31 protein-coding genes and 1 riboswitch are annotated in these 26,735 nt (G+C 40.8%); of the genes, 18 read left to right on the top strand and 13 right to left on the bottom strand.

Features of this window, described 5'->3' with window-relative positions:
- Nucleotides 1–17: 17 nt before the first annotated feature.
- The 3 genes from FY557_RS14920 to FY557_RS14910 all read left to right on the top strand — a co-directional run bounded on the left by FY557_RS14920 (nt 18) and on the right by FY557_RS14910 (nt 2,489).
- The gene (locus FY557_RS14920) at nt 18–200 is read left to right on the top strand and encodes a DUF5522 domain-containing protein (protein ID WP_029294953.1); all 183 of its coding nucleotides are present in this window, start codon (nt 18–20) and stop codon (nt 198–200) included.
- Between the two features lies 1 nt (nt 201).
- On the top strand, nt 202–732 hold the full coding sequence (locus FY557_RS14915; RefSeq protein WP_146942899.1) for a DUF4136 domain-containing protein: 531 nt from the start codon (nt 202–204) through the stop codon (nt 730–732).
- 440 nt (nt 733–1,172) lie between these two features.
- Nucleotides 1,173–2,489 carry an endonuclease gene (locus FY557_RS14910; protein ID WP_262713545.1) on the top strand — a complete coding sequence of 439 codons (1,317 nt, stop codon included), beginning with the start codon at nt 1,173–1,175 and terminating at the stop codon, nt 2,487–2,489.
- Between the two features lie 125 nt (nt 2,490–2,614).
- Here FY557_RS14910 and FY557_RS14905 read toward each other — a convergent pair whose 3' ends face one another.
- From FY557_RS14905 to namA, 3 genes are read right to left on the bottom strand one after another with little or no spacing between them, the layout of a single operon-like run.
- A complete protein-coding gene (locus tag FY557_RS14905) occupies nt 2,615–2,947 on the bottom strand; it encodes a CCC motif membrane protein (RefSeq protein WP_146942895.1) in 333 nt (110 codons plus the stop codon).
- Between the two features lie 16 nt (nt 2,948–2,963).
- The gene (locus FY557_RS14900) at nt 2,964–3,260 is read right to left on the bottom strand and encodes a DUF2752 domain-containing protein (protein WP_149248036.1); all 297 of its coding nucleotides are present in this window, start codon (nt 3,258–3,260) and stop codon (nt 2,964–2,966) included.
- Between the two features lie 31 nt (nt 3,261–3,291).
- Nucleotides 3,292–4,344, bottom strand: a complete 1,053-nt coding sequence (namA, locus tag FY557_RS14895) for an NADPH dehydrogenase NamA (RefSeq protein ID WP_149248035.1) — start codon at nt 4,342–4,344, stop codon at nt 3,292–3,294.
- A gap of 103 nt (nt 4,345–4,447) precedes the next feature.
- On the opposite strand from namA, the gene FY557_RS14890 reads away from it, so the two are divergent.
- From FY557_RS14890 to FY557_RS14880, 3 genes are all read left to right on the top strand, one after another.
- Nucleotides 4,448–4,930 carry a cytidine deaminase gene (locus FY557_RS14890; protein ID WP_149248034.1) on the top strand — a complete coding sequence of 161 codons (483 nt, stop codon included), beginning with the start codon at nt 4,448–4,450 and terminating at the stop codon, nt 4,928–4,930.
- 519 nt (nt 4,931–5,449) lie between these two features.
- Nucleotides 5,450–5,625, top strand: a riboswitch (cobalamin riboswitch).
- Between the two features lie 29 nt (nt 5,626–5,654).
- A complete protein-coding gene (locus FY557_RS14885) occupies nt 5,655–7,484 on the top strand; it encodes a TonB-dependent receptor plug domain-containing protein (protein WP_149248033.1) in 1,830 nt (609 codons plus the stop codon).
- Between the two features lie 10 nt (nt 7,485–7,494).
- The gene (locus FY557_RS14880; protein WP_149248032.1) at nt 7,495–8,571 is read left to right on the top strand and encodes a hypothetical protein; all 1,077 of its coding nucleotides are present in this window, start codon (nt 7,495–7,497) and stop codon (nt 8,569–8,571) included.
- Between the two features lie 655 nt (nt 8,572–9,226).
- Here FY557_RS14880 and FY557_RS14875 read toward each other — a convergent pair.
- The 8 genes from FY557_RS14875 to FY557_RS14835 all read right to left on the bottom strand — a co-directional run bounded on the left by FY557_RS14875 (nt 9,227) and on the right by FY557_RS14835 (nt 16,919).
- Nucleotides 9,227–10,648 (bottom strand): CCA tRNA nucleotidyltransferase, encoded by a 1,422-nt coding sequence (locus FY557_RS14875; RefSeq protein WP_149248031.1) that lies wholly within the window; start codon nt 10,646–10,648, stop codon nt 9,227–9,229.
- Between the two features lie 173 nt (nt 10,649–10,821).
- Nucleotides 10,822–11,370: an L-threonylcarbamoyladenylate synthase gene (locus FY557_RS14870; RefSeq protein WP_149248030.1), complete on the bottom strand. Its 549-nt coding sequence runs from the start codon at nt 11,368–11,370 to the stop codon at nt 10,822–10,824.
- A gap of 1,150 nt (nt 11,371–12,520) precedes the next feature.
- Nucleotides 12,521–13,024: a DinB family protein gene (locus FY557_RS14860; protein WP_149248029.1), complete on the bottom strand. Its 504-nt coding sequence runs from the start codon at nt 13,022–13,024 to the stop codon at nt 12,521–12,523.
- 99 nt (nt 13,025–13,123) lie between these two features.
- Nucleotides 13,124–13,546, bottom strand: coding sequence for a GNAT family N-acetyltransferase (locus FY557_RS14855; RefSeq protein WP_149248028.1), 423 nt, complete (start codon nt 13,544–13,546; stop codon nt 13,124–13,126).
- Nucleotides 13,547–13,625: 79 nt separating this feature from the next.
- Nucleotides 13,626–14,765 carry a cystathionine gamma-synthase gene (locus tag FY557_RS14850; RefSeq protein ID WP_149248027.1) on the bottom strand — a complete coding sequence of 380 codons (1,140 nt, stop codon included), beginning with the start codon at nt 14,763–14,765 and terminating at the stop codon, nt 13,626–13,628.
- A 120-nt stretch (nt 14,766–14,885) separates the two neighbouring features.
- On the bottom strand, nt 14,886–15,212 hold the full coding sequence (gene gldC / locus FY557_RS14845) for a gliding motility protein GldC (protein WP_149248026.1): 327 nt from the start codon (nt 15,210–15,212) through the stop codon (nt 14,886–14,888).
- A 123-nt stretch (nt 15,213–15,335) separates the two neighbouring features.
- Nucleotides 15,336–15,539, bottom strand: coding sequence for a thioredoxin-like domain-containing protein (locus FY557_RS14840; RefSeq protein WP_228451799.1), 204 nt, complete (start codon nt 15,537–15,539; stop codon nt 15,336–15,338).
- A gap of 396 nt (nt 15,540–15,935) precedes the next feature.
- Entirely contained in the window at nt 15,936–16,919 is a 984-nt protein-coding gene (locus tag FY557_RS14835) for a gliding motility protein GldB (RefSeq protein WP_149248025.1), read from the bottom strand.
- 229 nt (nt 16,920–17,148) lie between these two features.
- Here FY557_RS14835 and FY557_RS14830 point away from each other — a divergent pair, with 229 nt between their 5' ends.
- From FY557_RS14830 to FY557_RS14805, 6 genes are all read left to right on the top strand, one after another.
- Nucleotides 17,149–17,349: a hypothetical protein gene (locus FY557_RS14830; RefSeq protein WP_149248024.1), complete on the top strand. Its 201-nt coding sequence runs from the start codon at nt 17,149–17,151 to the stop codon at nt 17,347–17,349.
- Nucleotides 17,350–17,621: 272 nt separating this feature from the next.
- The gene (locus tag FY557_RS14825; protein ID WP_149248023.1) at nt 17,622–18,167 is read left to right on the top strand and encodes a GNAT family N-acetyltransferase; all 546 of its coding nucleotides are present in this window, start codon (nt 17,622–17,624) and stop codon (nt 18,165–18,167) included.
- A gap of 17 nt (nt 18,168–18,184) precedes the next feature.
- Entirely contained in the window at nt 18,185–18,976 is a 792-nt protein-coding gene (gene nadE / locus FY557_RS14820; protein WP_149248022.1) for an NAD(+) synthase, read from the top strand.
- Between the two features lie 110 nt (nt 18,977–19,086).
- Nucleotides 19,087–19,563, top strand: a complete 477-nt coding sequence (locus FY557_RS14815; protein ID WP_228451797.1) for a ribonuclease domain-containing protein — start codon at nt 19,087–19,089, stop codon at nt 19,561–19,563.
- A 75-nt stretch (nt 19,564–19,638) separates the two neighbouring features.
- Nucleotides 19,639–19,950: a barstar family protein gene (locus FY557_RS14810; protein ID WP_149248020.1), complete on the top strand. Its 312-nt coding sequence runs from the start codon at nt 19,639–19,641 to the stop codon at nt 19,948–19,950.
- A gap of 369 nt (nt 19,951–20,319) precedes the next feature.
- Complete coding sequence (locus tag FY557_RS14805; RefSeq protein ID WP_149248019.1) at nt 20,320–20,916, top strand: Crp/Fnr family transcriptional regulator; 597 nt, start codon at nt 20,320–20,322, stop codon at nt 20,914–20,916.
- A gap of 180 nt (nt 20,917–21,096) precedes the next feature.
- Here the strand turns inward: FY557_RS14805 and pafA are convergent, their stop codons facing one another.
- A complete protein-coding gene (gene pafA / locus FY557_RS14800) occupies nt 21,097–22,743 on the bottom strand; it encodes an alkaline phosphatase PafA (RefSeq protein ID WP_149248018.1) in 1,647 nt (548 codons plus the stop codon).
- A gap of 279 nt (nt 22,744–23,022) precedes the next feature.
- Here pafA and FY557_RS14795 point away from each other — a divergent pair, with 279 nt between their 5' ends.
- The 3 genes from FY557_RS14795 (at nt 23,023) to FY557_RS14785 (ending at nt 24,540) form a co-directional block, all read left to right on the top strand.
- The gene (locus FY557_RS14795) at nt 23,023–23,607 is read left to right on the top strand and encodes a DUF6896 domain-containing protein (protein WP_410496025.1); all 585 of its coding nucleotides are present in this window, start codon (nt 23,023–23,025) and stop codon (nt 23,605–23,607) included.
- A gap of 126 nt (nt 23,608–23,733) precedes the next feature.
- The gene (locus FY557_RS14790; protein ID WP_149248016.1) at nt 23,734–23,994 is read left to right on the top strand and encodes a hypothetical protein; all 261 of its coding nucleotides are present in this window, start codon (nt 23,734–23,736) and stop codon (nt 23,992–23,994) included.
- Nucleotides 23,995–24,003: 9 nt separating this feature from the next.
- Nucleotides 24,004–24,540: a GNAT family N-acetyltransferase gene (locus FY557_RS14785; protein WP_149248015.1), complete on the top strand. Its 537-nt coding sequence runs from the start codon at nt 24,004–24,006 to the stop codon at nt 24,538–24,540.
- A gap of 177 nt (nt 24,541–24,717) precedes the next feature.
- Here the strand turns inward: FY557_RS14785 and FY557_RS14780 are convergent, their stop codons facing one another.
- The gene (locus FY557_RS14780) at nt 24,718–25,092 is read right to left on the bottom strand and encodes a winged helix-turn-helix transcriptional regulator (protein ID WP_149248014.1); all 375 of its coding nucleotides are present in this window, start codon (nt 25,090–25,092) and stop codon (nt 24,718–24,720) included.
- Between the two features lie 88 nt (nt 25,093–25,180).
- Here FY557_RS14780 and FY557_RS14775 point away from each other — a divergent pair, with 88 nt between their 5' ends.
- The 3 genes from FY557_RS14775 to FY557_RS14770 all read left to right on the top strand — a co-directional run bounded on the left by FY557_RS14775 (nt 25,181) and on the right by FY557_RS14770 (nt 26,683).
- On the top strand, nt 25,181–25,723 hold the full coding sequence (locus FY557_RS14775; RefSeq protein ID WP_149248013.1) for an NAD(P)H-dependent oxidoreductase: 543 nt from the start codon (nt 25,181–25,183) through the stop codon (nt 25,721–25,723).
- Nucleotides 25,724–25,826: 103 nt separating this feature from the next.
- Complete coding sequence (locus FY557_RS20490; protein WP_262713544.1) at nt 25,827–25,949, top strand: hypothetical protein; 123 nt, start codon at nt 25,827–25,829, stop codon at nt 25,947–25,949.
- 353 nt (nt 25,950–26,302) lie between these two features.
- Entirely contained in the window at nt 26,303–26,683 is a 381-nt protein-coding gene (locus tag FY557_RS14770; protein ID WP_149248012.1) for a hypothetical protein, read from the top strand.
- The last annotated feature ends 52 nt before the right edge of the window (nt 26,684–26,735 follow it).

Here is a 26,735-nt window from a genome sequence, read left to right as displayed (position 1 = left end):
ACTTAGAGATTTAACCTATGGCACTTTTTGACATCAAAGAAGGTGAAGACTTTTACTACAACGAGCAGGGTTATAAGGTTTTTACAGAAAAATTCCATCTAAAAAGAGGACATTGCTGTAAAAGTGGCTGTAGACATTGTCCTTACGGATACGATAAAAAGACCGATACATTTATTAAAAACGATAAAAAAAATAAATAAAATGAAGCGCTATATTTTTATTCTGCTGGCTTCGGCTACTTTGGGTTTAACGTCTTGCAGTCCTTTCAATGTACGTTCCGATTACGCAAGTACGGCTAATTTCAATACCTACCGAACCTACAAGCTGAGAATTGATGATCTTAAACTGAATGATATTGATAAAGACCGTGTTCTGAATGAGCTGTCGAGACAGCTTCAGGCAAAAGGTCTTCAGGCCGGAGAAAATCCTGATCTGATTATTAATGTAAAAGCCAATCATAAAAAAGTGACTGATATCAACACCACTTCACCGTACGGTGCATGGGGCTGGGGCGGACCTTTTGGCTGGGGAATCGGGATGAACAGAACCTGGACCAGCAATTACAACGAAGGAGCCATTATTGTCGACATGGTAGACGCTAGATCAAACAAACTGGTTTGGCAGGGGATAGGAAGCGGAATTTCCGTAGACCGTCCGAAAGCCAAGCAGAAACAGATTCCTGAGATCATGATGGAAATTATGAAAAACTACCCGCCACAACCGGGAAAATAAAATTTTAACCAATCAGATATATAGAAAGCCGATACAAATTGCTGTATCGGCTTTTTGGTTTCAACCTGGGCATTAATATCAAATACTATATACTAATATTCTATTTACCAATACTTATATTATTTTAAATTTTATTATTATTCACTGACTATTAAAATTAACAATTCCGTAATTTTTTATTGATAGATTTATAGTAATCTTACTTCTTAAAATATTTATATGAAAAATTCACTGTTTCTTCTGATACTGGCTTCGGGTCTGGCCAGTGCGCAGGCCCCTTCCGGCTATTACAGTTCGGCCAACGGTCTTTCAGGGGCTTCCCTGAAAACGGCTTTGAGCAACATCATTACCAACGGCCATCAGGACAAAGGTTATAACGGCTGTGGACCGGCTATAAGACAACGGACATCGATAAAAATTATGAAAACGACGGTTCTATTATGGATATTTATTCCGAAAAGCCATCAGGAGCCGATCCGTATAAATTTATGCCGGTCACCAACCAGTGCGGAACCTATTCAACGGAAGGAAACTGCTACAACCGGGAGCACCTGGTTCCGCAGAGTTTATTTAATCAAGCTTCCCCGATGGTTTCGGATATTCATTTTATCCGGGCTACCGATGGAAAAGTAAACGGTATGCGTTCCAATTATCCTTTCGGGAAAGTGGGGACTGCAAGCTTTACTTCCAAAAACGGTTCCAGGTTGGGAACTTCCGCGTCTTCGGGATATTCAGGAACGGTGTTTGAGCCGATCGACGAATTTAAAGGAGATGTGGCCCGGATGATTTTTTATTTTGTGACCAGATACCAGAGCAGGCTTTCCTCTTTCTCCTCCGGAAATATGCTGGGAAGTTCCGCTTTTCCGGGATTACAGACCTGGGAACTGAATGTCCTGCTGGCCTGGCATAACCAGGATCCCGTTTCTCAGGCAGAAATCAACCGGAACAATGCCTCCTACTCCTTCCAGGGCAACCGGAATCCTTTTATCGACAACCCGAATTACGTAAACCAGATCTGGGGCTCCGGATCTACTTCAGGTACGGGCACCACCACCCCACCAAGCTCAACGGGCTGTGCCAGTGAAACCTTTGAAACGATCCCAACAGCAAGCTCGGCTTCGTACCTTACGAGAAACTGGACGAATAACGGCATTTCATGGACGGCTACCGATGCACGGACCGACCAGACCCTATCTTCAAAAGCCATTACCATCAGAAACGGCTCTTTAACTTCCGGCAGTTCTGCTAACGGAATCGGATCCCTGACCGTAACGACGCAGCTGAAATTTACAGGATCGAACGGAACATTTAATGTAAAAGTAAACGGAAATACCGTTGGAACAATCCCTTACAATTCCAATACAACGACGACCACCATCAATAACATCAATATTTCAGGCAATGTAGTGATTGCTTTGGAAAATAACTCGGCCAGCAACCGGGTAGCGATTGATAACCTGAGCTGGACGTGCTATTCCGGTACTTCACGGCAGATTCAGCATGTTTATACGGCAGCCGGTCCGGATCAGAATTCATTACAGATTTCCAATAATCCGGTTTCAGGCAATGAAATTTTTGTAAAAGGGGAAACGCAGGACATCAGAAAAGCAGAAATTTATAATCTTCAGGGTAAAACCGTACAGACCATTGATCGGCCTTTTCAAAACGGCAGGAATTCAATCAGGATTAAAAACCTGGGACAGGGCTTTTATCTTCTGAAGCTTGATGAAGTGATGCTAAAATTTATTGTAAAGTAATGAATGGATGATGGAAGCTTGATCATGGAAATTTAATGCTTACCGCTAATCTTTTAGATCTGAAATTTTTTACATGAAAAAGCCTTCCCCAGTTGGGAGAAGGCTTTTTTTATTTCCGATCCGGATTACTGACCCATCAGGTCTCTCATCCTTTCCTGCATTAGCTGAGGGTCTTTCATTGCCTCCCATCCGACGGTTGAAAGCATTACGATGACATAAATAACGTACAATACGCTGAGTACGATTCCGATGATTGCCATAATTTTACCGGCATTCAGCTGGCTGTAATTGGAATACAGTGCCGGGTTCTTTCTGTACAGCTCGCCGTCTTTTTTAGCTAAGACAAGCGCAATAATTCCCGCAATAAGCCCGGGAAGCCCGTAGCAGCAGCATCCTACAATCGATACGATTCCTAAGATTAAGACGGCGGTTGCGTTGGGTAATTTTTGTTGATCCATAGTTTATAATTTTGATTTAGTTTAAGGTGTGTACAAATAAGTGTTTATAAAAATAGGAAATAACCATAACAATAGCATTAAATATGGCTAAAAAAACCAATATACTGCTGTAATTTCTTTTCCTGTCTACAAAATTGAGAACAACGGTGGCAAAGAACAGCAATATGGTATATACTGCCGGAAACATATGAAACGCTTCCGTAAACCTTCCTTCAAACACCATGACCACAGCCCGCTGTGTTCCGCAGCCAAAGCATTCGATTCCGAAATACTTTTTAATCGGGCACGGCAGCATGAAGTCTTCTATTCTCATTCAGATGATTTTGTTTTTCAAATATATAAAATTAACCAGAAATTCTGGCTCTTTCATACTGATGCGGGAAAAAGCAATCTTTATTCATTTGGAAAGACCCATGAACCGCTTTGTACGGGTTCCTTAAGATCTCCCGGGCAATAAAAATCAGATCGGCTTCTCCTTTCTGAAGAATTTCTTCCGCCTGTTCTGTGGTGGTGATCAGTCCTACCGCTCCGGTTTCGGCCTCCGCTTCGTTGCGTACTTTTGAAGCGAACGGAACCTGATATCCTTCATGAACCGGAATCTTGGCACCATGGATATTTCCTCCGCTGGAAACGTCTACCAGATCCACCTGATGCTGTTTCAGGATTTTAGATAATTCGACACTATCGTCCACATCCCAGCCGTTTTCAGCATATTCGGTTCCGGAAATCCTTACAAAAAGGGCTATGTTTTCATCCAGTTCTTCGTTTACCGCATCCACTACTTCCAGCAGGAACCGGATTCTGTTTTCAAAGCTTCCGCCATATTCGTCGGTCCGGATGTTGGACAGCGGTGACAGAAACTGATGCAGGAGATAGCCGTGGGCCGCATGAATTTCAATCACGTCAAAACCTGCCGCTGCCGCCCTTCTCGCCGCCAGCTTAAAATGCTGTACCTGTTCCTTTATTTCTTCCGTCGTCAAAGCATGCGGAATCCTTTCTTTCGGATGATAGGGAACGGAGCTCGGCGCTATGGTTTCCCAACCTTCTTCCACCGGAATCTGGATATTGTTCCAGGTAGAACCTTTCCTCCCCGAATGGGCCAGCTGGATTCCGATCTTGCTTTCTGAATGCTGATGCACAAATTCCACGATTTTCCGGAGTTTTTCGGCCTGTTCATCGGTCCAGATGCCCATACAATGGTTGGTAATCCGCCCGCGGGGCTCTACACCGGTAGCCTCTACAATAATTAAACCCGTTCCGCCCTGGGCACGGCTGCCGTAATGCACAAAATGGAAGTCATTGGCCAGTCCGTTTTCACAGGAATACATACACATGGGCGACATCACCCAACGGTTTTTCAACTCAACATTTCTGAATTTAATTGGAGTATATAACATTTTAATCTGGTTTTAAAAAATTGAACGTTGCAAAGAACAGGCCTATATTGCCCACCTCACGAAAAAGAAGTAATTTTATCCCCCTTTTTTTAATCCACAATATATGAAAAAAGAAACTCAGATCCGTTACGAGTATTTTAAGAATAGTACCGAACTGAACGATATAGAGAAAAAATTATTCGAAAAAGCCAAAGAAGCCCGCGAGAAAGCCTATGCCCCCTACTCCAATTTCCTGGTGGGCTGTTCCGTCCTGCTTGAAAACGGGGAAATATACTTGGGAAACAACCAGGAAAATGCGGCCTACCCTTCCGGGCTTTGTGCGGAACGAACAGCCTTGTTCTGGATTGCCGCCAATTTTCCGGATGTAAAGATTAGAAAGATCTTTGTGGTGGGCGGGCCTAAAGAATTCCATGAGAAAAACCCGCCGATTCCGCCATGCGGAGGGTGCCGCCAGAGCCTGATGGAATACGAAACCAAGCAGCAGGAGAACATCGATCTTTATTTTTCAAGCATGAATGAGGAAGTGGTAAAAGTGCACGCGATTAAAGATCTGTTGCCGTTTTATTTTGATGCGACTTTTTTGTAATTTTTAACTTTTTGATTTTCTTAATACTTTTAAACCACCCCGTCTAAATTTTCTTTGAATTTATCCACTCCCCCAGCCGGAGCGGAAGAATTACGCTTCGTTTTCGTGTAGTTCGTAATATTTGGATTGCGTATATTTCTCACAGGTCTGTTTTTTCCTTTTTCCTTACGAAAGGGATTTGTTATGAGGGTGACTAAGGCTCTCAAAGCCATCCTGTCCCGGATTTTTAGCCCCGATAGAAGCGGCATCCTTTTGGGTTGCGGATGGAGCAGAGCGGAAGCCGTAATCCAAAAGATACAGTGGATAGCGGGAATAAGCTCCTGATATTTTTTAAGGACCTGGAGGATTTGAAGTTGTATGAGTTTGAAGGTTTAAGAGCATATGGGGAAATAGCCGGAATTTGGCAGAAGGTTTATGTAGGGCCGGTTCTTTATTTATAATTGCCTGTAGGTTTTATAGTGCTCATACCATAGTTTGGGGTTATTCGGTTTTGGGGTTTGCTTTTCCATTGAATAAGTTTATCTTTGCAAAAATTTTGGTTTCCAATCATTTGGAATGAAAAGGGAATCGGGTGGAAACCCCGAACTGTCCCCGCAACTGTAAATCGCAAAAAGATTTCTACGACAAACCACTGTGTCAACGGGAAGGTGTAGAAAGCGAAAGTCAGGAGACCTGCCAGAATCTAATTTAAAATAATTGCTTTCGGAGGAAAGGCAAAAAGAAAATGGATATAAAAAAATCGCTGGTACTGCTTTTTTCGTCTTACGGTTGTTTTCTTTTCGGACAGGAAACAGCGATCGATACCGTTTATGTTTTCGATAACCAGATGAGCAAGGTGAAACTTTTCCATAAAGTAAACACCATCCGTCCGGAAGACGCCAGGAAAAACTCAACCAATCTTTCCGAGATATTACGTTTTCAATCGCTTGTTTACATCAAAGAGAACGGACGCGGTGCGGTGTCATCGCCTTCTTTCCGGGGAACAGGCGCCGGGCACACCGCTTTTGTATGGAACGGCATCAACATCAACTCCCAGTTTCTGGGACAGGGGGATGTGAATAACATTCCGTCGATGGGATTCGACCAGCTTGATGTAAAAGCAGGAAGTGTAGGTGTTATTTACGGAAGCGGAGCCATCGGAGGAACGATACACCTCAACAACAGCCTTGAGTTTGATAAAGGGTTGCAGACCTCGTTATTTTCTGAAGCGGCCTCCTTCGGTACGTATAATAATTTTGCAAAAGCGTCTTTCTCCAATAATAAATTCAGTTTTAAATTTTCGGGGAATTACTCGGTAAGCGAAAATGATTATGCGGTGGAAGAATCGAGGAACTACATCAACCAAAACGGAGAATATGCAAATACGAACTTTAATTTTGCAGCAGCCTATAAAATTGCGCCGCATCACCAGGTTTCGTGGATTTCCGAGTTTTTCAACGGAACCCAGCATTTTCCCGTATTTTTCGACAGCCAGACCAAAACCAAATATGAAACCCAGAATGTGAGAAGCCTCCTGGTCTGGGACTGGAATACGTCTAAGCTGAATAATGTATTCCGTGCTGCGTATACGGAAGAAAACTTCCAGTATTTCGACAATATCAGCAACCCTAAAAGCAGTGGCGGAACGGGTAAAAATTATATCCTGAAAAATGATTTCAACTATTTCCTGAGTCCGAAATGGAACCTCAATATCATCGGGGAATTCCAGGTGAATAAGGGGGAAGGCTACATGAGCGGCATTAAAAGTATCAGCCGGAATGTCGGTTCCCTAGCCGGATTACTGCGGTATTTTGCGACAAAAGATTTGCGTTTTGAAGCAGGGATCAAGAAGGATTTCGTTGAAGGGTATACTACCCCAACCCTGCTTTCTTTTTCGGGAAACTGGAACGTGGCAAAATGGTACAATCTTAACCTGAATGCAGCTAAAAATTTCAGATATCCCTCCTTTAATGATCTTTACTGGCAGCCCGGCGGAAACCTTGACCTAAAACCTGAAACGGCTTATCAGTTTGACCTGAAAAACCAGTTTACCATCGCCAATGTAAAACTAACGCTGACGCCTTATTACATCAGGATTACGGATATGATTACCTGGCTTCCGGGCAACATGGGCTATTACTCTCCGGTCAATACGTCTAAAGTGCAGTCATACGGCCTCGAATCCCAGGTTGAATACGGAAGAAAATTCGGGAAACATCTGCTGAGATCGAATCTGGGCTATTCGTATACGAAATCCACCAATCTTGAAACGGACAAGCAGATGATGTATGTTCCGCTCCATAAGTTTTTCGGAAACATCGATTACCGGTATTCTTTTATAAAACTTTATGTTCAGGGGATGTACAACGGGCTTACCTACGCCGACAGCGAAGAAAAAAGAAGTGCTGCCATAGAGCCGTATTTTGTGATGAATGCGGGAGCTTCAGGAACTTTTTTCAAGCATTACACCATTGGCGGTAAGGTGAACAATATTTTTAATGAAATCTATCAGACCACCGCTTTTTATCCGCTGCCTAAAAGGAATTACAGCGTCTATTTGAATATTAATTTTTAAATAAAAATAAATGAAAATCAGAAAAATTTTATCTCTTGCATTTGCTTCGGCCCTGTTGTTCAACATTGCCTGTAGCGATGACGAATTTGTGATGGAAACACAAAAAACAGATTATACCAACGGTATTATCATTGCCAATGAAGGAGGGTTTACCACACCAACTTCTGATGTTTCTTACGTAAGCAACGACCTTGCGGCTTTACAGAACGGGATCTATGCGGCAAACAACAACAAGGAAATTTTAGGAAGCGTTCTTCAGACCATCGGTTTCAGAGGCGACAATGCGTATCTGGTCATGAATACGCCTAACAAAATTGAAATCGTTAACCGACAGACTTTCAAAAAGCAGGCTACCGTTACGGCAAATCTTGATAATCCAAGATACATCGCCTATTCCGGAAGCCAATATTATGTAACCAACAACAATTTCGGATCGGTAAAGAAACTTAACGTTTACAATTCAAGCGACAACAGTTTCGTGAAGAGCATCAATTTCGACCGTTATGCGGAGAAAGTAGTTGAAGCCGGAGGGAATATCGTGGTACAGACCGATGGAGCTTACTATGATTCTACCCCTCCTTACGCAAGCCACCCGACCGGAAACACCATCACCATCATCAATACTTCCAGCAACTCGGTGGCTACTACGGTAAGTTTACCGAACAATGGCGCAATTATCAGAGATCTTGTTTCTTATAACGGATCTGCCTATGTACTTACTTCTAATGATACCGCTTCTTATATCTATAAGATCAATACGGCAACGGGGGCCTATCAGACGACAACCCTGACGACCATTCCTCAGGTTCAGAAGCTGAAAATCGATTCGGATAAATTCTATTTCGTGGATTACAGCAAAGTGTATTCAATGAGCATTACCTCTACAACGGCTCCTACCGCTGCTTTGGTTTCCTTAACGGGTGTTACCAACCTGTACGGATTCAACGTGATCGACGGAAGACTGTACATTGCTGATGCCAAAAATTTTACCTCAGACAGTAAAGTATCGGTTTACAATGCCAACAACGGTTCATTGTTAACCTCTTTCAATACAGGAATTGCCACAAACGGTTTCTATAAAAATTAATATTCCGGCTTATCCGCGAATATAACCACTTTTTTTTCCGTCCGGCTCCTATGAGCCGGACGGATTTTTTAAGTAGAACAGGTTGGAAAAAGGAAGCTGGAGGCTGGAAGTTTTTCCCTCTTAACATTTAAGTGAATTCAAACCAGGAGAAGGATTTAAAAGACTGGAGAAGGATGCTGGATGCTGGAAGTTTCTTCGGTTAATATACTGCCGACAGTCTTATATATTAAATGATCTTATTGGCATGCTGTTAAGATAAAATTCTATTTAAAATCCGAGTCATATCTCTGCTTTTTCTTTCATTAAATCGCTGAAAACAAATTAAATACTATCGGATTCACATTAAATACTTCAACAATTACTTTATTTCAGGACATATCTTAGCCAGAATATTTCAAGCAAACCGATCAGCCACCAGACGGGAAATCTGAAGAAAGTGTATAATAAGGTAAAGTTATCAGCAGACGGCTGACCTTTTATGGCTTTCTGAACTTCATAATGGATGGAACCAACAGGAATTGTGATTCCAAAAAATAAAAATACAACCAGATAAAATATCCAATTGCATTTATAATGATCCTGTATTTCCAGGCTGTAAAGCTGAAGATTACAATGATTGCCAGTACGATATAGTCGAATACTCCGAAAAACATTTTTAAACCAATTCCAGTCCCAGCTTTTCCGCTTCGGTAATAACAAACCTTCTGGCTTCTTCACTGTCATTTCCGATTTCGCCTTCCAGAATGGCTTCTTTTACTTTTTCCTTTAAGATCCCGATTTCGCGGCCGGGCTTAAGGTTGAACATCGCCATGATTTCTTCCCCGGAGATCGGTGGCTGGAAATTCCGCACTTGGTCCTTCTCTTCCACTTCTTTGATCTTGACGGCCACATATTCGAAATTCTTCTTGAATTTTTCCTGTTTCCTGGAATTTTTTGTCGTAATATCGGCTTTGCAAAGCGTAAACAGATCCTCCAGATCTTCTCCTGCATCAAAAAGCAGCCTTCTTAATGCCGAATCCGAAGCATCATCGGTAATCAGGGCAATCGGACGGGAAGAAAGTTTGACCATTTTCTGCACGTATTTCATATCCGGGCCCAGCGGTAGCTTTAACCGCTGAAACAGCGTTCTGACCATTTTGGAACCTAAAAACTCATGCCCGTGAAATGTCCATCCCGTTCCTTCTACGAATTTCTTTGTCGGCGCCTTGCCGATATCGTGCAATAAAGCCGACCACCGCAACCATAGATTGTCGGTATTTACCGAAATATTATCCACTACTTCGAGGGTGTGGTAAAAATTATCTTTATGGGTCTGCCCTTCCACCTCTTCTACGCCTTTCAGATCAATCAGTTCGGGAATAATCAGTTTCATCAGTCCGGTCTGCTCCATTAATCTGAGTCCGATCGACGGTTTTTCCGAAAGCATGATCTTATTGAATTCCACCATGATCCTTTCGCGGGAAACGATTTTGATTCTTTCCGCTTCCTGACTGATCGCTTCCAGAGACTTTTCTTCAATCTGAAACTGCAAGGTTGATGCAAAGCGGACTGCCCGCATCATCCGCAGCGGATCATCGGAATAGGTCTGCGCCGGCTCCAAAGGTGTTCTTAAGATTCCTTTTTCCAGGTCTTTCACCCCATCAAACGGGTCGATCAGCTCACCGAAATGATCTTTGTTCAGGGAGATGGCCATGGCATTAACGGTAAAATCCCTTCTTTTCTGGTCATCCTCAATGGTTCCGCCTTCCACTTCCGGCTTCCGGCTGTCTTCGGTATAGCTTTCTTTCCGGGCACCCACAAATTCCAACTCCAGGTCTTTATACCGGATCATGGCGGTACCGTATGTCTTAAAAACCGAAACCTTCATTTTAGGATCGATTTCCTGCCCGACGTGCTGCGCCAGCTCAATGCCGCTCTGTTCAGTGACAAAATCAATATCCGTGGATGCTTTTCTCTTCATCAGCAGATCCCGCACATAGCCGCCGACAATATATACCGACTGGTTGTTCCGGGCTGCGACCTCAGAAATGATTTTGAAAAGTTTCAGGTTTTTATTCTGATTTAAATTAATGAACATTTTTTTAGGTTTAAATAATAGTTTTCAGATCACGGATGACAAAAGCAAAGGCAGTTTCCATCCCGTTATCTAATGTAAAACCATTAAGAAAAACGGATATTCAGGTTAAATACCAAAGCTCCGGCTTCTTAATGGCTGTATTATGTTGCAAAGATAATTAAATCTTTTTCTTTTTATTCGCGGAGCACTTTTATTCTGTTGTCATTCCAAATCTTGATCACCGAAGATCCTGAATATTTAGAAACTTTTTCGCGGTCTTCTTCCACGGCATAATCCACCAGGCCGATCATTTCCGGAGAAATATCCGAAAATGCAAGCGGACTTTTTTCACCGCTGAAATTGGCCGACGTGGAAACCAGAGGCCGGTTGAGTTTTGTAATTAATTTTTTACAGAAATCATTCTTAACGAGACGGATTCCGATGCTTCCGTCCTCCGCCAGCAGTTCTTTCGGCAGGCCCCGCGGCTTTTCGTAAACAATGGTAACCGGCTTTTCGCTCAGGTCGATGATTTCCCAAGCCATCTCCGGAACATCCACCAGGTCCTGCAGCCTCTTTTCAGATTCCACGAGGATGATCATGGATTTGTTTTTTTCCCGTTTCTTGATTTCAAAAATTTTGTTGACGGCTTCTATATTGGTGGCGTCACATCCGATTCCCCAGATCGTATCGGTTGGGTATAAAATGGTTCCGCCGGATTTTAATAGGTTGACAATGTTTTCCATAACTCACTGAAGGCGGGCTTTAGCCCACTTTTCAAAGATAAAAATTCTATAGGCTTCAGCCAAATGAATTGTTTTAAAAACAGGTAGGTATGAAACTTTTTCTTTCAAATCTGATCTTAAATAAATATCGATATTTTTATATGATTACGGGATAACATCAATAGGAATGGGCTAGGTCATCCTGGGCTTGGCGAAGGAAGCCCGTTTGGCAAAGAGGAAAATCTCACCGGCTTCAGCCGAGACTTATTCAAAGTTATACTTCTCCTTAAACTTCAGATGTTCTTCCGAAGGTTTGCCTTTTATGATGGATTTCCTGGTTCCTGATGTAATTCCGTACCGGCTCAAGCATAGATTCGGAAACGGAAATGGCAAAATATTCGTCCTGCCGGGCAAATTTTTCACGAATTAACTGGATTTTATTAATTCAGAAAGAAACTTCTGAACATAAGGAAATTAAACAATTGCAATGATAAGAAAACTATTGACCTATCTACATAAATTCCTTTTTCTGCAGCATTTGCTTTAATGGGTTTCCAGACTTTCACCCTTAATGCAGCAGTATTTAAAAAAGGAATTCTTTTTCCTTGAAAACACGAGATGGATATAAATTTTAATAAAAGGCATTTGTGTTGCTTTGGCTAAAAAAATAAATTATTTTTAAATTTTAGCTAAAGCCGGATGGATGGTATTGGGAAACGGGCTAAAGCCGTTCTATTGATAGTTTCTAATTCAAATATTTTTAATTTTCAAAAAAATCGAAAAAAGTAAAGCGGATAAAATTGAGGTAAGCCAGAAAAAATAACCGGCATTCAGTTCGATAATCGGAGCAATCCTCCCGCTTTGGTCATTGTCAGGCTTTTAAAGGCGAGAAACGATAAGGCGAGAACAAAAGAAATTATCAGTAAGAAAACAGCAGTATTCTTTTTTTGTTTATATAATAAAAATATTCCTCCAAAATAAAAGGGATTGGCCAACCAAACGCAACCCTCCGAAAATCCGCCGCCGCCAAAATGCATCCAGCCAAATAAGAAAGCTAAAAAGGATGGATATTTAACGGTTCCAAAATATCGGTATGTTATACAGTGTTGGGTAAGCGATATTAAAAATACAGCCAGACTAAGCAGAATTGCACGATGAGTTTTAAAGAATCTCACAAATTAGGCAGATACCGTTCCTCAATGATATTCAAATGATGCAGGTTATGGCCGACAATCAGCTTGCCAATAGTCTCTGCGGAAATCTGGTTTCCGTTGGCGCTTCCGACAGTTTCCAAAGCTGAAGCATTCATGGTTTCCAGTAAAATCCGGGAGGACTTTCTGAGCAACTGGTATTCTTCAAGCAGCGAATCCGGATGCCTTTCATTGGCAAATGAGCGGCTCGCATAAAGTTCTTCATCAAAGCCCGGCAACTCATTTTGATCACCCCGGGCGATGGCCAGAATCCGGTACTGGAAAATCCTTTCGGTGTCCGACAAATGTAAAAGCAACTCTTTCAGGGTCCATTTTCCTTCAGCATAAGCAAAATAAGATTGTTCTTCAGAAAGCTTTGAATAGACCGCAACGGTTTTTTCACCGGATGTTTTTAATGCTTCCAGCCAATTACCGCATGGAACTAAGTCCAGATAACGCTGGATATATTTTTGGAAATCAGTCATATCTTAAATAATGAGTAATGGGTAATGAGCAATAAGCAATGGATAATAAGTGAATGATAGTTTTTAAATATTGATTTAAATGTCTTTATTGGTCCATTCTTAAAAATTTACTTCATCGTAAATTTCAAAACCGCAGTTTGGATATAAACTGTTGCCGATGTCGTTGGACTTGGCGGTTTCGAGGAGAATCCCGCAGGCACCGGCTGATTTGGCCATTTCTTTGGCTTTTTCAATCAGTGCTTTTGAAAAGCCTTTTCCACGGTCATTTTCATTGACAAATAAATCATTCAGCAGCCAGTAACGTTTCATTCTGGTCGAAGAAAACAAGGGATAAAGCTGTACGAACCCGACCAGTTTCCCTTCGCTTTCAGCAACAAAAATTCTGGAGTCTTCGTTTTCAATTCTTTCGGTTAAAAATTGTTCAGCCGCCGGAAGGTCTGAATCTTTTTGGTAAAATATCCTGTACTGATCGAACAGTTCAGACAACTGCCCGATGTCTTCAAGGGTTGCTTTTCTTGTCATGGATGGGTGAAACTTTGGTAAAACTTTGTCAAAGTTAAGAGCAATGAAACTATAACTTTGACAAAGTAATTAAGTTATATTAAGAGAATGCATTTTCAAGATCGGCGATCAGGTCTTCCGCATCTTCGATGCCAACGCTTAAACGTACCAGGTCATCGGTAATGCCAAGTTCCGCACGTTTCTCTGCAGGAATGGAAGCGTGGGTCATTAAAGCCGGATGATTGGCTAAAGATTCTACCCCGCCTAAAGATTCCGCCAACGTAAATACTTTTACTTTCTCTAAAAACTTAATGGCATCCTCTTTTTTACCGGATTTAAAGGTGAAAGAAACCATTCCGCCGAAATCTTTCATCTGTGCTTTCGCCAGTTCGTACTGCGGGTGGGATTCCAGTCCCGGATAGATTACTTTATCTACGGCAGGGTGGGATTCCAGATATTTGGCAACGGCCATTCCGTTTTCAGAATGTCTCTGAACACGTAAGGCCAGGGTTTTAATCCCCCTCAGAACCAAATAAGAATCGTGAGGACCTAAAATTCCGCCGCTTGCAAACTGGATAAAGTGAAGTTTCTCTCCCAGCTCAGCATCTTTGGCCACCAAGGCTCCGGCGATCACATCAGAATGTCCTCCCAAATATTTCGTTGCAGAGTGCATCACGATATCCGCTCCCAGATCGATCGGTCGCTGAAGGTAAGGCGTCGCAAAGGTATTGTCTACGGCTACCAGAATATCCTTTCCTTTTGCCACTTCCACTACCGCTTTAATATCGACCAGCTTCATCAGCGGATTAGTCGGGGTTTCCACCCATATCAGTTTCGTTTTATCGGTGATGACATCGGCAATTTTTGAAACATCATCAAAATTGACGAAGGTAAACTTCAATTGGTATTTTTCAAAAAGCCGGGTAAACATCCGGTAGGTTCCGCCGTATAAATCGTCTACTGCAACCACCTCGTCACCGGGATTCAATAATTTCAGGACACAGTCGATTGCTGCAAGACCCGATCCAAAGGCCAATCCTCTGGCTCCGTTTTCAATGCTCGCCAAAGAATCCTCCAACGCCTGTCTTGTAGGGTTGGCTGCTCTGGAGTATTCGTATCCGGAATGAACACCCGGGCTTTTCTGTGCAAAGGTCGACGTTAAAAAAACAGGAACATTCACCGAACCTGTCGCCGATTCGTGGTGCTGACCACCGTGTATTACTTTTGTATTGAAATTCATAATAATTTGCTTTTAGCTTATTGCTTTTGGCATTTAGCTTTACACCCTATACCAAAAAATTTATTATTATCGTGCAGGCATTGGTAGGCCAGCCGCCTCTCGCCAAATGCCAGCCGCTTTTTACATTTTAATCGCAGATTTCACGGCAAACTCTTCCGCCATTTCTTCGATCCACTGGGCTACATCTTCTTCTCCTGTTGCTCTCTGATAGGTATTTCCCAAAGAAACCAGGATCTGATGGATAAACATTTTCATCTGGTCCACCGGCATTTCTTTCGTCCAAAGATCGATTCTTAATGCTTCCATCGTTTTTTCGTCCCAAACGGAAATCATGGTTGCCTTGGTATCTTCCTTTTCTATTCCACCGTCCTGTGCATTCCAGGTAATGTTTTCCGGGATGTGGTTTTCATCCAGTTCTACATCTATTGTAATCTGAGTTTTTCTCATAACTTCTATTTGTTTCTAATTTGATGCAAAGTTAATACTTCTTCAGCTTATCCAAAATTTCTACAAAGTTATCTTCATCCGGAAACGGCGTATTCAGATTAAATATTTTCCCCTCCGGATCAATCACAATAAATCTCGGATCGACTGGATTTTATACATATTCATCAACTTGTCCGCATCTTTTAGCCAGAATTGGGGAATATTTGATGATTTTGTCTTTAAATAATTTTTCCATTTCAACTGATTTTCATCGACGCTTACCGAAATAAACTGGAGATTCTGATAATATCTATACTGATTATTTCTCGCTTCGAAAACCGGACGGATTTGTTTACAAGTTGCACCAGGTTGCCCAAAGATCGATCACTACATATTTTTCCCGGAATTTGGAAAGATTTATAGCTTCCCTGATCATTTAAGAAACTGAGATCCGGAAAGACAGCTCACCGGGAATACGACCGATCTGCATTTTCATGGTGGTGGATTTTCCGGCTCCGTTGGCACCCAGAAACCTGAAAATGCTTCCTTACGATACTGCGATACTGATATCTTTTAAAACCGGATGTATCTGGGAAATTCAAAACTGAGGTTCTGAATATGAATATGTTTAATAATATAAAACAAAAACCGTGATGTGCGATACAAAGCAGTAAAAATCAACATAAAACTTCACAAAAAAACCTTCAGGCTTTGCTGAAGGTTTGATATACTGATGTTGTATGTTTATTTTAATTTCGGTTTGTACCCTGACTGGTTGAAAATTATTGTAGCATCCATTTTCAGGAAATCCTGCAATTTGGTATCCGGCTTTTCATCCAAATACGCTTTACAAATCTGCCATCCTGTAAAAATCCCGATCTGTGGTGATGATTCGTTGTCGATTTCCGTGTAAAATTTGGAGAATGGTCCCGGCGCAATAAAACGGTCTTCCAGGCGGTGATCGTCTCCGAAAATCAGGTTGTTTTCTACAAAATAGTTCCAGATATTCGCTTCATTCGCTTCCGCCCACTCGTACTGCTTCTGTGTGTAATTCATTTTCAGGTATTCCGGATAGGTTGGCAGAAAGGCATCTTTGAGAATCATGATTTTACCGTTCAGGATCATCATGTCGATAAACTTCTGATGGTCCGGCGATTCTTTTACCAATCCTTCAGCAAAAATCTGCGCTACTTTCGGTACAATGTTGTTCGGGTTCATGGATTTCTGGAAGTACATTTCCAGCCCTTTGTAATTGGGATTCCCATCTCCCATAAAACCGGTAACGTCTATGAACAGAAGGTTTTCTTTGGCATTATAGAAAATAGGATCCTGCACCATCTGTAAAGCAGACGAAAATAAAAATACTTTGGGGCTTTTAAATGAAGGGAAATGGTATTTGATATGCGAAAACAGATCCTCAAGATCTGCCTGCAGTTTTTTCGAATCTATTTTGGCAATAGCTTCCTTGTAGATTTTGATCTCTCCGGCATCCGTTCTTCTTTTAGCAAAGTCGGCATCGCTCACGGTTCCCTGGAACCACGGATATTTGGCTTTAAACTGCTCCGAAGAAACAGCCGGGTTGTAAAGTTCCCTGGAAATATCGGTAATTTCAACTTTTTCGGCAGGTGCCGTAATCTCTACATTCCACTGGTTCTGAGATTCTTTCTTACAGGAATTCAGGGCTAAAACGAATCCTGCAGAAAGGGCTATAATTCTGAAAATCTTCATAGGTTTACATGAAATTAAAGGGTACAAAAATAATGATTTAAACATAACCTGATGATGAAAAATAAAATTATTACCGCACTACCGTTTATTTTCTTCCTGTCCTCCTTCCCTGCCCGACATCTTGTTTTAAAGATAAAAATTTTTAAAAAGGCTTTCTTGAAATAATGACCTCAATAAAGACGAAAAAATAAGCCTGTCTGAAGCCGAGAGTGTTGAAAATTTATTTCTGATGAATAAAGGCGTTATTTCTGGAGAAGACTTCTCCTGTCAAAAATGTGATTATCTTTTAATAAAAATAATCTCTAAATTGCCACTGAAAAATATGGATAATGTACAGCTGATTTCCTGTGCAGGCAGCAAGGTTTCGGTTTTTACGGCGAATAACTTGAAAAGCCTGACTTCATTATACCCTGGATGGCAATCAGATTGAAAATATTTCCCTGCAATCGACTCCGAAAATTAATCAATTAACCGTATCTTTAAATAAAATTAAGATAATTGATGTGAGTGCCCTCAAATACCTTAAAAAGCTGAATCTGGAATCCTTCAATATCATGAAAGCCTCATCGGGAAAAACGATATTAAGAAAGGGCCGGCCAACGTCACGATTTCTGACCGGAACAGCCTTAGCAACAGACAATTTAGAACCTCACCTGCTTTTCAAATAAGAAATCTACAGGATATCCTAAACACATTACGCCCATGATTACATTAAGACCGGAGCAGCCCCAGGATTATGAAAAGGTTTTTCATCTTATTGAAGAAGCCTTCAGAAATTCTGCAGAAAGTAACCATCAGGAACAGTTTTTGGTGGAACGGTTGCGGAAATCCCCGGATTTTATTCCGGAACTTTCCATCGTTGCTGAATTTACTGATGATGATACGGGACGTGTTGAACTGGCAGGTCATATTTTGTTTACAAAAGTTACGGTAGAAAACGGTCTGCAAACCTTTTCTTCCCTTACATTGGCCCCGGTTTCCGTAAAACCCGCTTATCAGGGACGTGGAATTGGCGGGCATTTAATCGCTTTCGGACACATGATTGCCGAAGAAATGGGATACGAATCGGTTGTATTGGCAGGCCATGCAGACTATTATCTAAAATTTGGGTATCGTAACGCTGCAGATTTCGGAATCACATTTCCATTTGATGTTCCAGGTGAAAACGCGATGGCCACAGAACTGAAAAAAAATGCGTTAAAATATAAAAAAGGCAGGGTAAAATACCCGGTAGAATTTGAATTATAATTAAAAATAAACATATCATGCAAACCCAAAAGATTATCGATCATATTGTAAACTGGCTGAAAGATTATGCGTTAAAAGCAAAAGTAAACGGATATGTCATCGGTATTTCCGGAGGTGTGGATTCCGGAGTGGTTTCTACCCTTTGTGCCATGACAGGCCTTGAAGTTTTATTGCTGGAAATGCCGATCCGTCAGAAAGAAGACCAGGTAAACCGTGCCCAGGAGCATATCGCCGATTTAAAGAAAAAATTCCCGAATGTAAAAGCACATGCGGTAAACTTAACTCCGGTTTTTGAAACTTTCGAGCAGACGGTTCATGAGTATGCGGAAGGTAATCCTAACAAAAACCTGTCGCTGGCCAACACCCGATCCCGTTTCAGAATGCTGAACCTGTATTATTTCGGTCAGCTTCACGGACTTCTGGTATGCGGAACCGGAAATAAAGTGGAAGATTTCGGGATCGGATTCTACACCAAGTACGGAGACGGCGGTGTGGATGTTTCCCCAATTGCTGACCTTTATAAAACAGAAGTGTACGAAATCGCCAGAGGACTGGATCTTATTGAAAGTATTCAAAATGCCATCCCTACTGACGGACTTTGGGATGCGGAAAGAACAGATGAAGACCAGATCGGCGCTACCTATCCAGAGCTTGAAAAAATCCAGAAAGAATACGGTATTAAAGCGGTTGAAGATTACGAAGGACGCGATAAGGAAGTGTTCATGATTTTCGACCGAATGCATAAGGCCGCAAAACATAAAATGGTTCCGATTCCGATCTGCGATGTTCCGGAAGAATGGAGAGCTTGATTAATTTAACAACGGATCAATGTGACAGTGTAACAATTGAGTGATTTGTACATTTGGTAAACTGTTACATTGCTGTATTGGTACATTAGATTAAAGATATGAATAATAAAATGAGACCGCTATTTTTTATTTGCCTCGGGCTTCTCTTCGGGATGTCGGTGATGTATGTTTACAAAAACTTTATTGCGGATGCGAAACCGGTTTCTACAGAAAAGTTGAGTAAGGCGGGAATAAACGATTCCGGGGATTCTTTTCAGCAATCGATCGATCAGCTGACGGAAGAGAAAACGGTTATCAATTATGTTAAACAAAACCATAAGCTTCCGGATTATTATATCACGAAAAATCAGGCCCGAAACCTCGGCTGGAATCCTTCAAAAGGAAACCTTTGTGAGGTGGCTCCGGGGAAGGCCATTGGCGGAGACCGGTTCGGCAACAGGGAAAAAATACTGCCTGCCGATAACAAATATTTTGAGGCAGACGTGAATTATCATTGCGGAAGCAGACAGGCAGACCGGATCGTTTTTACCAGAGGCGGTGAAGTATACCTCAGCAAAAACCATTATAAAAGTTTTAAAAAGCAGTGATTTTACAATGATATTGTTTTATTTTGCTTTTATTTTCCGGATGTTAATCAGTAAAAACTGAAAATTCAATTCAATATGAGTACAATATATATCGATTTTACAGACATAGGAGATGATGAGGATTTCTATGCCCAATTAAAAGAAAAACTGCCGCTTCCGGAATATTTCGGAGACAATCTGGATGCGCTTTCGGATGTAATTACCGGCAGACTGGAAATGCCGCTCCACCTTGAATTTGTCAACATGACCGTGGACCAGCTGGAAATCTTTGAAGATCTTCTCACCACCCTTGAAGATGCGGAAGAAGAAATGGAAGATTTCACTTTCACTTATTTCCTTGAACAATATGAGGATGACGAAGACGAAATTGAAGAAACCAAAGAATAATTTTAAAAAAGGCTGCCCGGATTTCAGGGCAGCCTTTTATATATAAACCTTAACTGACCAACAGCCTGATGAGCATTCTATATTTAAATCAGCAGGATAATTTTAAAATCAGATAACGGATCATAAACTATTATGGATTTTGTTGGGCCAGTTTAAACCCGTCCGTACAATACCGCCATGCTTCTTCTACTGAATTTCCAGGAGCTTAAAAAAACTTTATTTAGCCTAAAATTTCAACGGATTGAACAAAAACCTCAAAAAGTCTTTACATAGGGCATTTTTGGGGCATCTATGTGGTATCTTTCGGTTTTCCGGCGATAGGTTATTTTATTAATTTTAGCTTCTACAATCAACTATTAAAAATAATCTATGATCATCTCAGAAAACCTATTGTTTTCTCATGGAGCTGAACTGCAAAATTATCATTCCGGTGACTTTATCATCGAAGAAGACAGCACCCCCAAATATTATTTTCAGATAAAATCCGGCACTGTAAAATTGAGCAGCTTTTTGGAAGACGGTAAAGAATTTATTCACGGGATCCCCTTTGATGGTTATTGTTTTGCGGAGACGTATCTTTTTACGGACAAGAAATACGCGGTAAATGCCATTGCCATTACCGATTGCGAAATCATAAGGCTGGAAAGAATCAGGTTTACTGACCTGTTGCTACAGCAGCCACAGCTCATCCTGGATTTATATTCTTTTACGGCAGACCGTATGCATTACCGGTTTGTTACCTCAGCACCTTTCTTCTTTAAGGACCCGGTGACGAAACTGCATATTCTGATGAAATACATTAAGGCCCATTTCGGTTTTAAAGATCAATTTTCTTTCCCCATCCCATATACCCGGCAGCAGCTCGCTTCTCTTACGGGAATGCGGATTGAAACGGTTATACGGGCCATTAAGAAAATGGAAAAGCAGGAAGTGCTGAAAATCGATAACAGCAAAATTTATATTTGAAACATGAACGTAAGAAGCCAGATGAGTAGCTTGAGGGATGCCGGAAGTTTCACGGTCCATACCATTGCCAAATTCACGTTAACACTTTTTAAACAAACGTTCCAGTTAAATCTCACTTTGCCATAAAAAAATCCTTAACTGCACATGCGGTTAAGGATTTTTATTTTATATAAGGTAAACCTATTTTCCAATTGCTTCACTGATCGGGTTTCCTACATTTCCGCTTGGGAACTGTATTTTCAGTAAAGAAGAAACCGTAGGCGCAATGTCTGTCATGAAATAAGGCTTGCTGCTTTCGCCGTGCCGGATTCCCCATCCCATAAAAATTAACGGAATGTGTGCATCGTAGGAGTTCCATACACTGTGGGTAGTTCCCGTTTTCGAATACGGAGGAAGCATGGAATCATGGGAAATCAATTGGATATCCCCGCTTCTCTGCCTGTTAATCCCATTAATAATCCTTTGCTTGATCGGCTCCGGGATGGTTGCTTCCGAAACCTTTGTTACCGCTACGGCATAGAGGTCGGAAGGATCGTTTTCGATTTCCTTTACCGTGAAATCCACGACGTCTTCGAGCTTGATATTGTTGTCTTTCAGTAATTTTCTGTCGAAATAAATCTGGTAATTATCCACGGCATTAATCAGCTTATCCACCCCGAATTTTTCTTTCAGCTTCTGGTTCACATTTTTATCCATTCCGTCGCCGAAGAAGCCGGTGGTAATTTTATGTTCCTGTAAAAACCCTACCGAATGCGCGCCGCCATGGTCTGCCGAAAGGAAAACCGTATACTGCCCTTTTCCGACTTTGGAATCCAGGTAGCTGAAAAATTGAGCCAGGTCCTGATCCAGTCTTAAATAAACATCTTCCACTTCAATAGAGTTCGGACCGAATTTGTGTCCGGCGTAATCGGTGGAAGCCAGATTGATCGCCAGCATATCCACCACATCGTCCCCGCCTAATTTCTCTCCTTCAACAGCAGCTTCCGCTAATTTTAGTGTTAAAGTATTTCCGAAAGGCGTATAACGGATGTTGTCTTTTTTAACCTGATAATCGGCTGCCAGGTTGCTGTATGGGAAAACCGGTGTTTTGGCACTTCCCAAAAGTCCTTCCCAGGCAGAATTGTCCGGCGCACTTTCCGTATACTGATCGATCGGAAGCAAAGTATTCCAGCCGTTTGCCACCAGTTTTTCCGGCAGGTTCCGGGCATTGAAAGTTTTGATCCACTGCGGAAGATCGTTCATGTACCAGGTACTGGTAATGAAATTTCCGGTAGAATCGTCGAACCAGAAAGCTCCGTTCGGCGTATGGCCCGCAGGCAAAATAGATGCTCTGTCCTTCAGGGAAACCCCAATGACTTTACCCTGAAAATTGGTGGCCAGCTTCAGCTCATCAGTAATGGTAGTCGACCATAGGTTTTTCGGAGAATGGCTCCCGATTTTGGCATTGGTGGTTCCCACCGGCTGTACGCTTTCATCGGTGGTACAATATACATTCTTCCCGGTTTCCTTATCCGTCCAGTCGTTTCCGGCAATCCCGTGAATCGCAGGAACCGAACCTGTATAAATGCAGGTGTGCCCTAAAGCCGTAACGGTCGGCACATAAGGAATGTGAACGTTATTTAAAGAATAGCCTGTGTTTAAAAGCCTTTTGAAACCGTCGTTGCCATACTTGTTATAAAAACGGTACAAATAGTCCCATCTCATCTGGTCCACCACCAAACCTACTACCAGTTTTGGCCTTTCGAGCTGAGTATTTTTGTTCTTCTGTGCATTAATTGTGATTACAGAAAGGCCTATGGCCGCCGCAACCGAAATTTTCCTAAGCATCCGCTAAATTTTTATTGGAAACAAATTTACGGGTTTTGAAAGTTTTGGTGTATGAAGTTTTGATTAAATTTGGCAAAGTTAAAACTTATTTAACTCTTTGTTTAACCGCAAAAGAGACTGAAGATCTTCATAACGGAGATCAAGCTAAATGTTTTACGTTGAGAAGCCCGCAAAAGTCTTTAACAATCTCTGACTTTTATGGTTATGAGTATTGTAATGATTGCGAAACATTTTACTTTTTACTAGTAAAATTATTTTAAACAAGATCAATAGGTAGCGATGAAAAAATTAATTACAGATGAAGATATAATCAGGCATCAGAGATTCTTTGAAAGCTGTGCGAAAGACTACAGGAATTTAGCGAAAAACCTGATTCTGGAATTGGTTCGAAAAAAGAAAAAAAAGTTGGATGAAGATTTTCCTTTCCTAACATTTAACCGCATGAAAGGAAGCCAAAAGCATCATAAAGGAAAAATGAACGAGTGGGAATATTTTTTTCATGGGTATCATTGTTACTTTTTTAATACCAGGACAAAACTGGAAATTGAAGTTCCCTTTATGTTTGGAATGGAGTTTGGCGATCTGGATCCTTACTTCTTTTCAATTTTTATTAAAACAAATCCTGATTACCAACCATTGCTTTTCATTATTGAGAATAATTTTGAAGATGGAAAAAGAATTTTAAAAGTGATGCTGGAACTGGGACTCTACGAAAAAATTTGTTCCAATCTTCCGGGGCATTTTGGAGTTGCCGTTAAAGACCGGGATACGGTTGAAATAAAAATTTTTGATCATGAAGCATACGCTCACCGCCACCAATCAAAATTTAATATTCTAAAATTGCTTGCAATCAGGAGATTTTAATAAGATTTTATTTAAATTTGAATTAACACAATTATCAGTATGTTCCAACCCCAAACCTCCGTATTCATGAATATTCTCAGGCCATTACTTCTCTTTATTTCCATTTTGCTTTTCAGCTGGCTGTTTATGAGTAATATTAATCTGATTAATGTAGCCAAAACCCTTAACGAAGCCGAAATCGGATCTGAGGTGGGAAAAGTGAATGCTTTTACCAATATCAACCGGCTAAAAGAGTTCACCATCGAGAAAATCAACTATCTGGAAGTGATCCGCGAAAGATTTTCGGAAAATGCAATGGTCAGGATTATTGTCATTTCCATCTTGGTGATAATACAGATTGCCCTGTATACGATGAGAGGAAATTTTTCCGGTTCAACCAGACCGTAAATACTGAATATGGAAATCAGAAAACTGGAAGAACTTACCGGAAACCCAATGCTTCTGTGGGGACCGATCGGCTACCGTACCGATAAAATTTTCGTTGTTTCCGCTATTGAGATCGGGACTTCTTTTGAATTCAGCTTGCGGGAAAAAGACCAACCTTACACCAAAACCCCGGAAATAAATTCCGGAGCTATGGAACAACTTAATGCCATTATCGGACAGGGACATTCTTTCGGGGTATTCCATGAAGATGAACTGATCGGTTTGGCGATCTGTGACTACAGGGAGTCAAACAACAGCCTGTTTATAAAAAATCTCCTGGTACGTGAAGCATTCAGAGGGCAGAATATCGGCAGGCTGCTGATCAAAAATATCAACCGTGAAGCCCGCGACCTGCAATGCCGGATCGTGGAAACCGAAACCCAGAACACCAATTATCCCGCCATACAATTTTATCGTAAGGCAGGATTTGCGATTACCGGAATCAATACCAAATTATATAATGATTCTACAGAAACCGCCCTGTTTATGAGTTTTGAACTTGTTTGAAAAAGTCATAAAAAGTTTTGATACATGAGCCCCACAAGATTTTTTTTCTGGCTAAGCTTAGCCGAAGCCCGCATATTTAAAACACATAGATTAAAAATCAGAGGTTTTACTTCTGTCATCTTTGTGGCTTGATAAAAGATTCATCAAACTCATAAACTATTAGTTATACACAGGTCTTTAAAAGTTATCCACAAATTCTCCATTTTTATCCACAATCTGGTTCCCCCAATCGGTAATGGCTTCCAATACGGGGATAAAGGTCTTTCCGAAATCCGTGAGTTTATACTCCACCCGGATCGGTGGCTTTTCACCAAATACTTTTCGCGATACCAATCCGTCCTTTTCAAGCTGTTTCAGCTGGAGGCTCAGCGTCATTTCCGTTACCGAGAATAGTTCTTTCCTCAGTTCGCTATATCTTTTCCTGCCGTCTTTCAGGTGATACAAAATAACGGTTTTCCACTTCCCGCCCACTAGGTCCATAGCCAGGCTTACCGAGCATGGATAGATCTTTCCGTTTATTTTTATATAATTACCGGCACACTCTTTTTTCATTTTTTTAAACCTATCAAATTGGATAGGTATTGCAAATGTAACGGACTCAAAATAATTTTGCAACTATAAATAATATAGTAAAAAAAATATGGCATTACTTATCCTGGGACATCCCGATATTGAAAAATCACTGGCCAATAAAACCATCATCGAAGAGCTGGAAAAAAACAGTCCGGATATTGAAATCAGAAATCTTTCTGCCCTTTACCCAGACTACAACATCAATGCGGAAGCCGAACAGAAAGCTTTGTTAAGGCATCAGAGTATTGTTTTTCAGTACCCGTTGTACTGGTACAATATGCCGGCGATCCTGAAACATTGGTTTGATTTAGTTTTTACCTACCAATTTGCTTATGGCTCAAAAGGCGATAAGCTCAAAGGCAAAAACTTTATTCCCAGCTTTACCGTCGGCGCTCCGGAAAGCGAATACCACACCATGGGCGAACATCATTTCAGGATCCATGAATTCTGTAAAAACCTTGAACAGACCGCTTATTACACCCGGATGAATTATGTAGAACCTTTTTATTTTCACGGAACCTCCGTTAATGCCGGATATCCGGAAGAGGACATAAAAAGCAAGGCCAAAGCACAAGGGAAAAAGCTGGCCGAGCTCCTGGGCAGCATCTGATTTTAATCTTAGAATTTTATTTAACAATTATTTTTAAATCACTTTATAGTGTATTAATAAAATAATTTGTATATTCGTTATCAGCAAATCAAAAAGTATTATTATGAAAAATTTTAAAAAATTAGTACGCAAAGAATTATTATTGATCAATGGCGGCGGCCGATGCCTTGAACCGAAAAGAATCTGTGAACCTTGGGAAGAAGGCTGCGGATGTGTTTACATTTAATAAACTTTCAGATATTTTTTCAATGGGGCGGTTTTACCGCTCTTTTTTTGTGGGCAATTTTAAACTGAATTGTAAAGAAATAAACCTAACGGGTTTTAAAAACCCGTTAGGTTTTGTCCGTCATTTTACCTGGCTTTTGAAGCTGTCCTTTGAAATTGTAAAGGCTTTTATAATTATGGTTTTCCGTAATGAAAAAGTAAAGGGATTGTTTAGTTTTGAAATAAAAATGATCATGAATATAAAACTGGAATTTTTTTGCCTTATCTCTTCTACTTATTCTCTTTAGCTGTAATAATAAAAATAAAATATTTAAAGAAGCTGATAGTATAAATACATCCGAAAATAAATATAATATGGGAACGAAATCGAACTTTAATGATAGTAAAATCACACTGATTGATAGTAAAAAAGAAATCAGAGAATCTGATGGTAATTTCAACCAAATGATCCTCTTTGAAGTTAAAGAAGATATCAGTATAGAAGAACTAAAAGATTATTGCAAGTTCGTAAAATCAGATTATACTGATGGGCATTTTCAGATTCTGGTATTCTTTAATAATTCAAGTGCCGCTAGATTTCCCGATAATCCACTTACAGCTTTATATAATGAAGAAAATGATTTGAAAAACATAAAGGCTATTTACACTCTTAATAATGTAAACGGGTATAGCAAACTTGACTTTTATGAAAAAAACAATTGGGAAAGTCTAGCACAGACGAGTGATATAGATTGATATGAAAAATTTATTATTACTTACCTGTTTAAACATAATGCTACTGATCTGA

Source organism: Chryseobacterium sp. SN22, from assembly GCF_008329705.1.
In the GTDB taxonomy this organism is placed as follows: Bacteria; Bacteroidota; Bacteroidia; order Flavobacteriales; family Weeksellaceae; genus Chryseobacterium.
The sequence above is the reverse complement of the archived record's forward strand: the minus strand, read 5'-3'. Positions and strand labels throughout refer to the sequence as shown.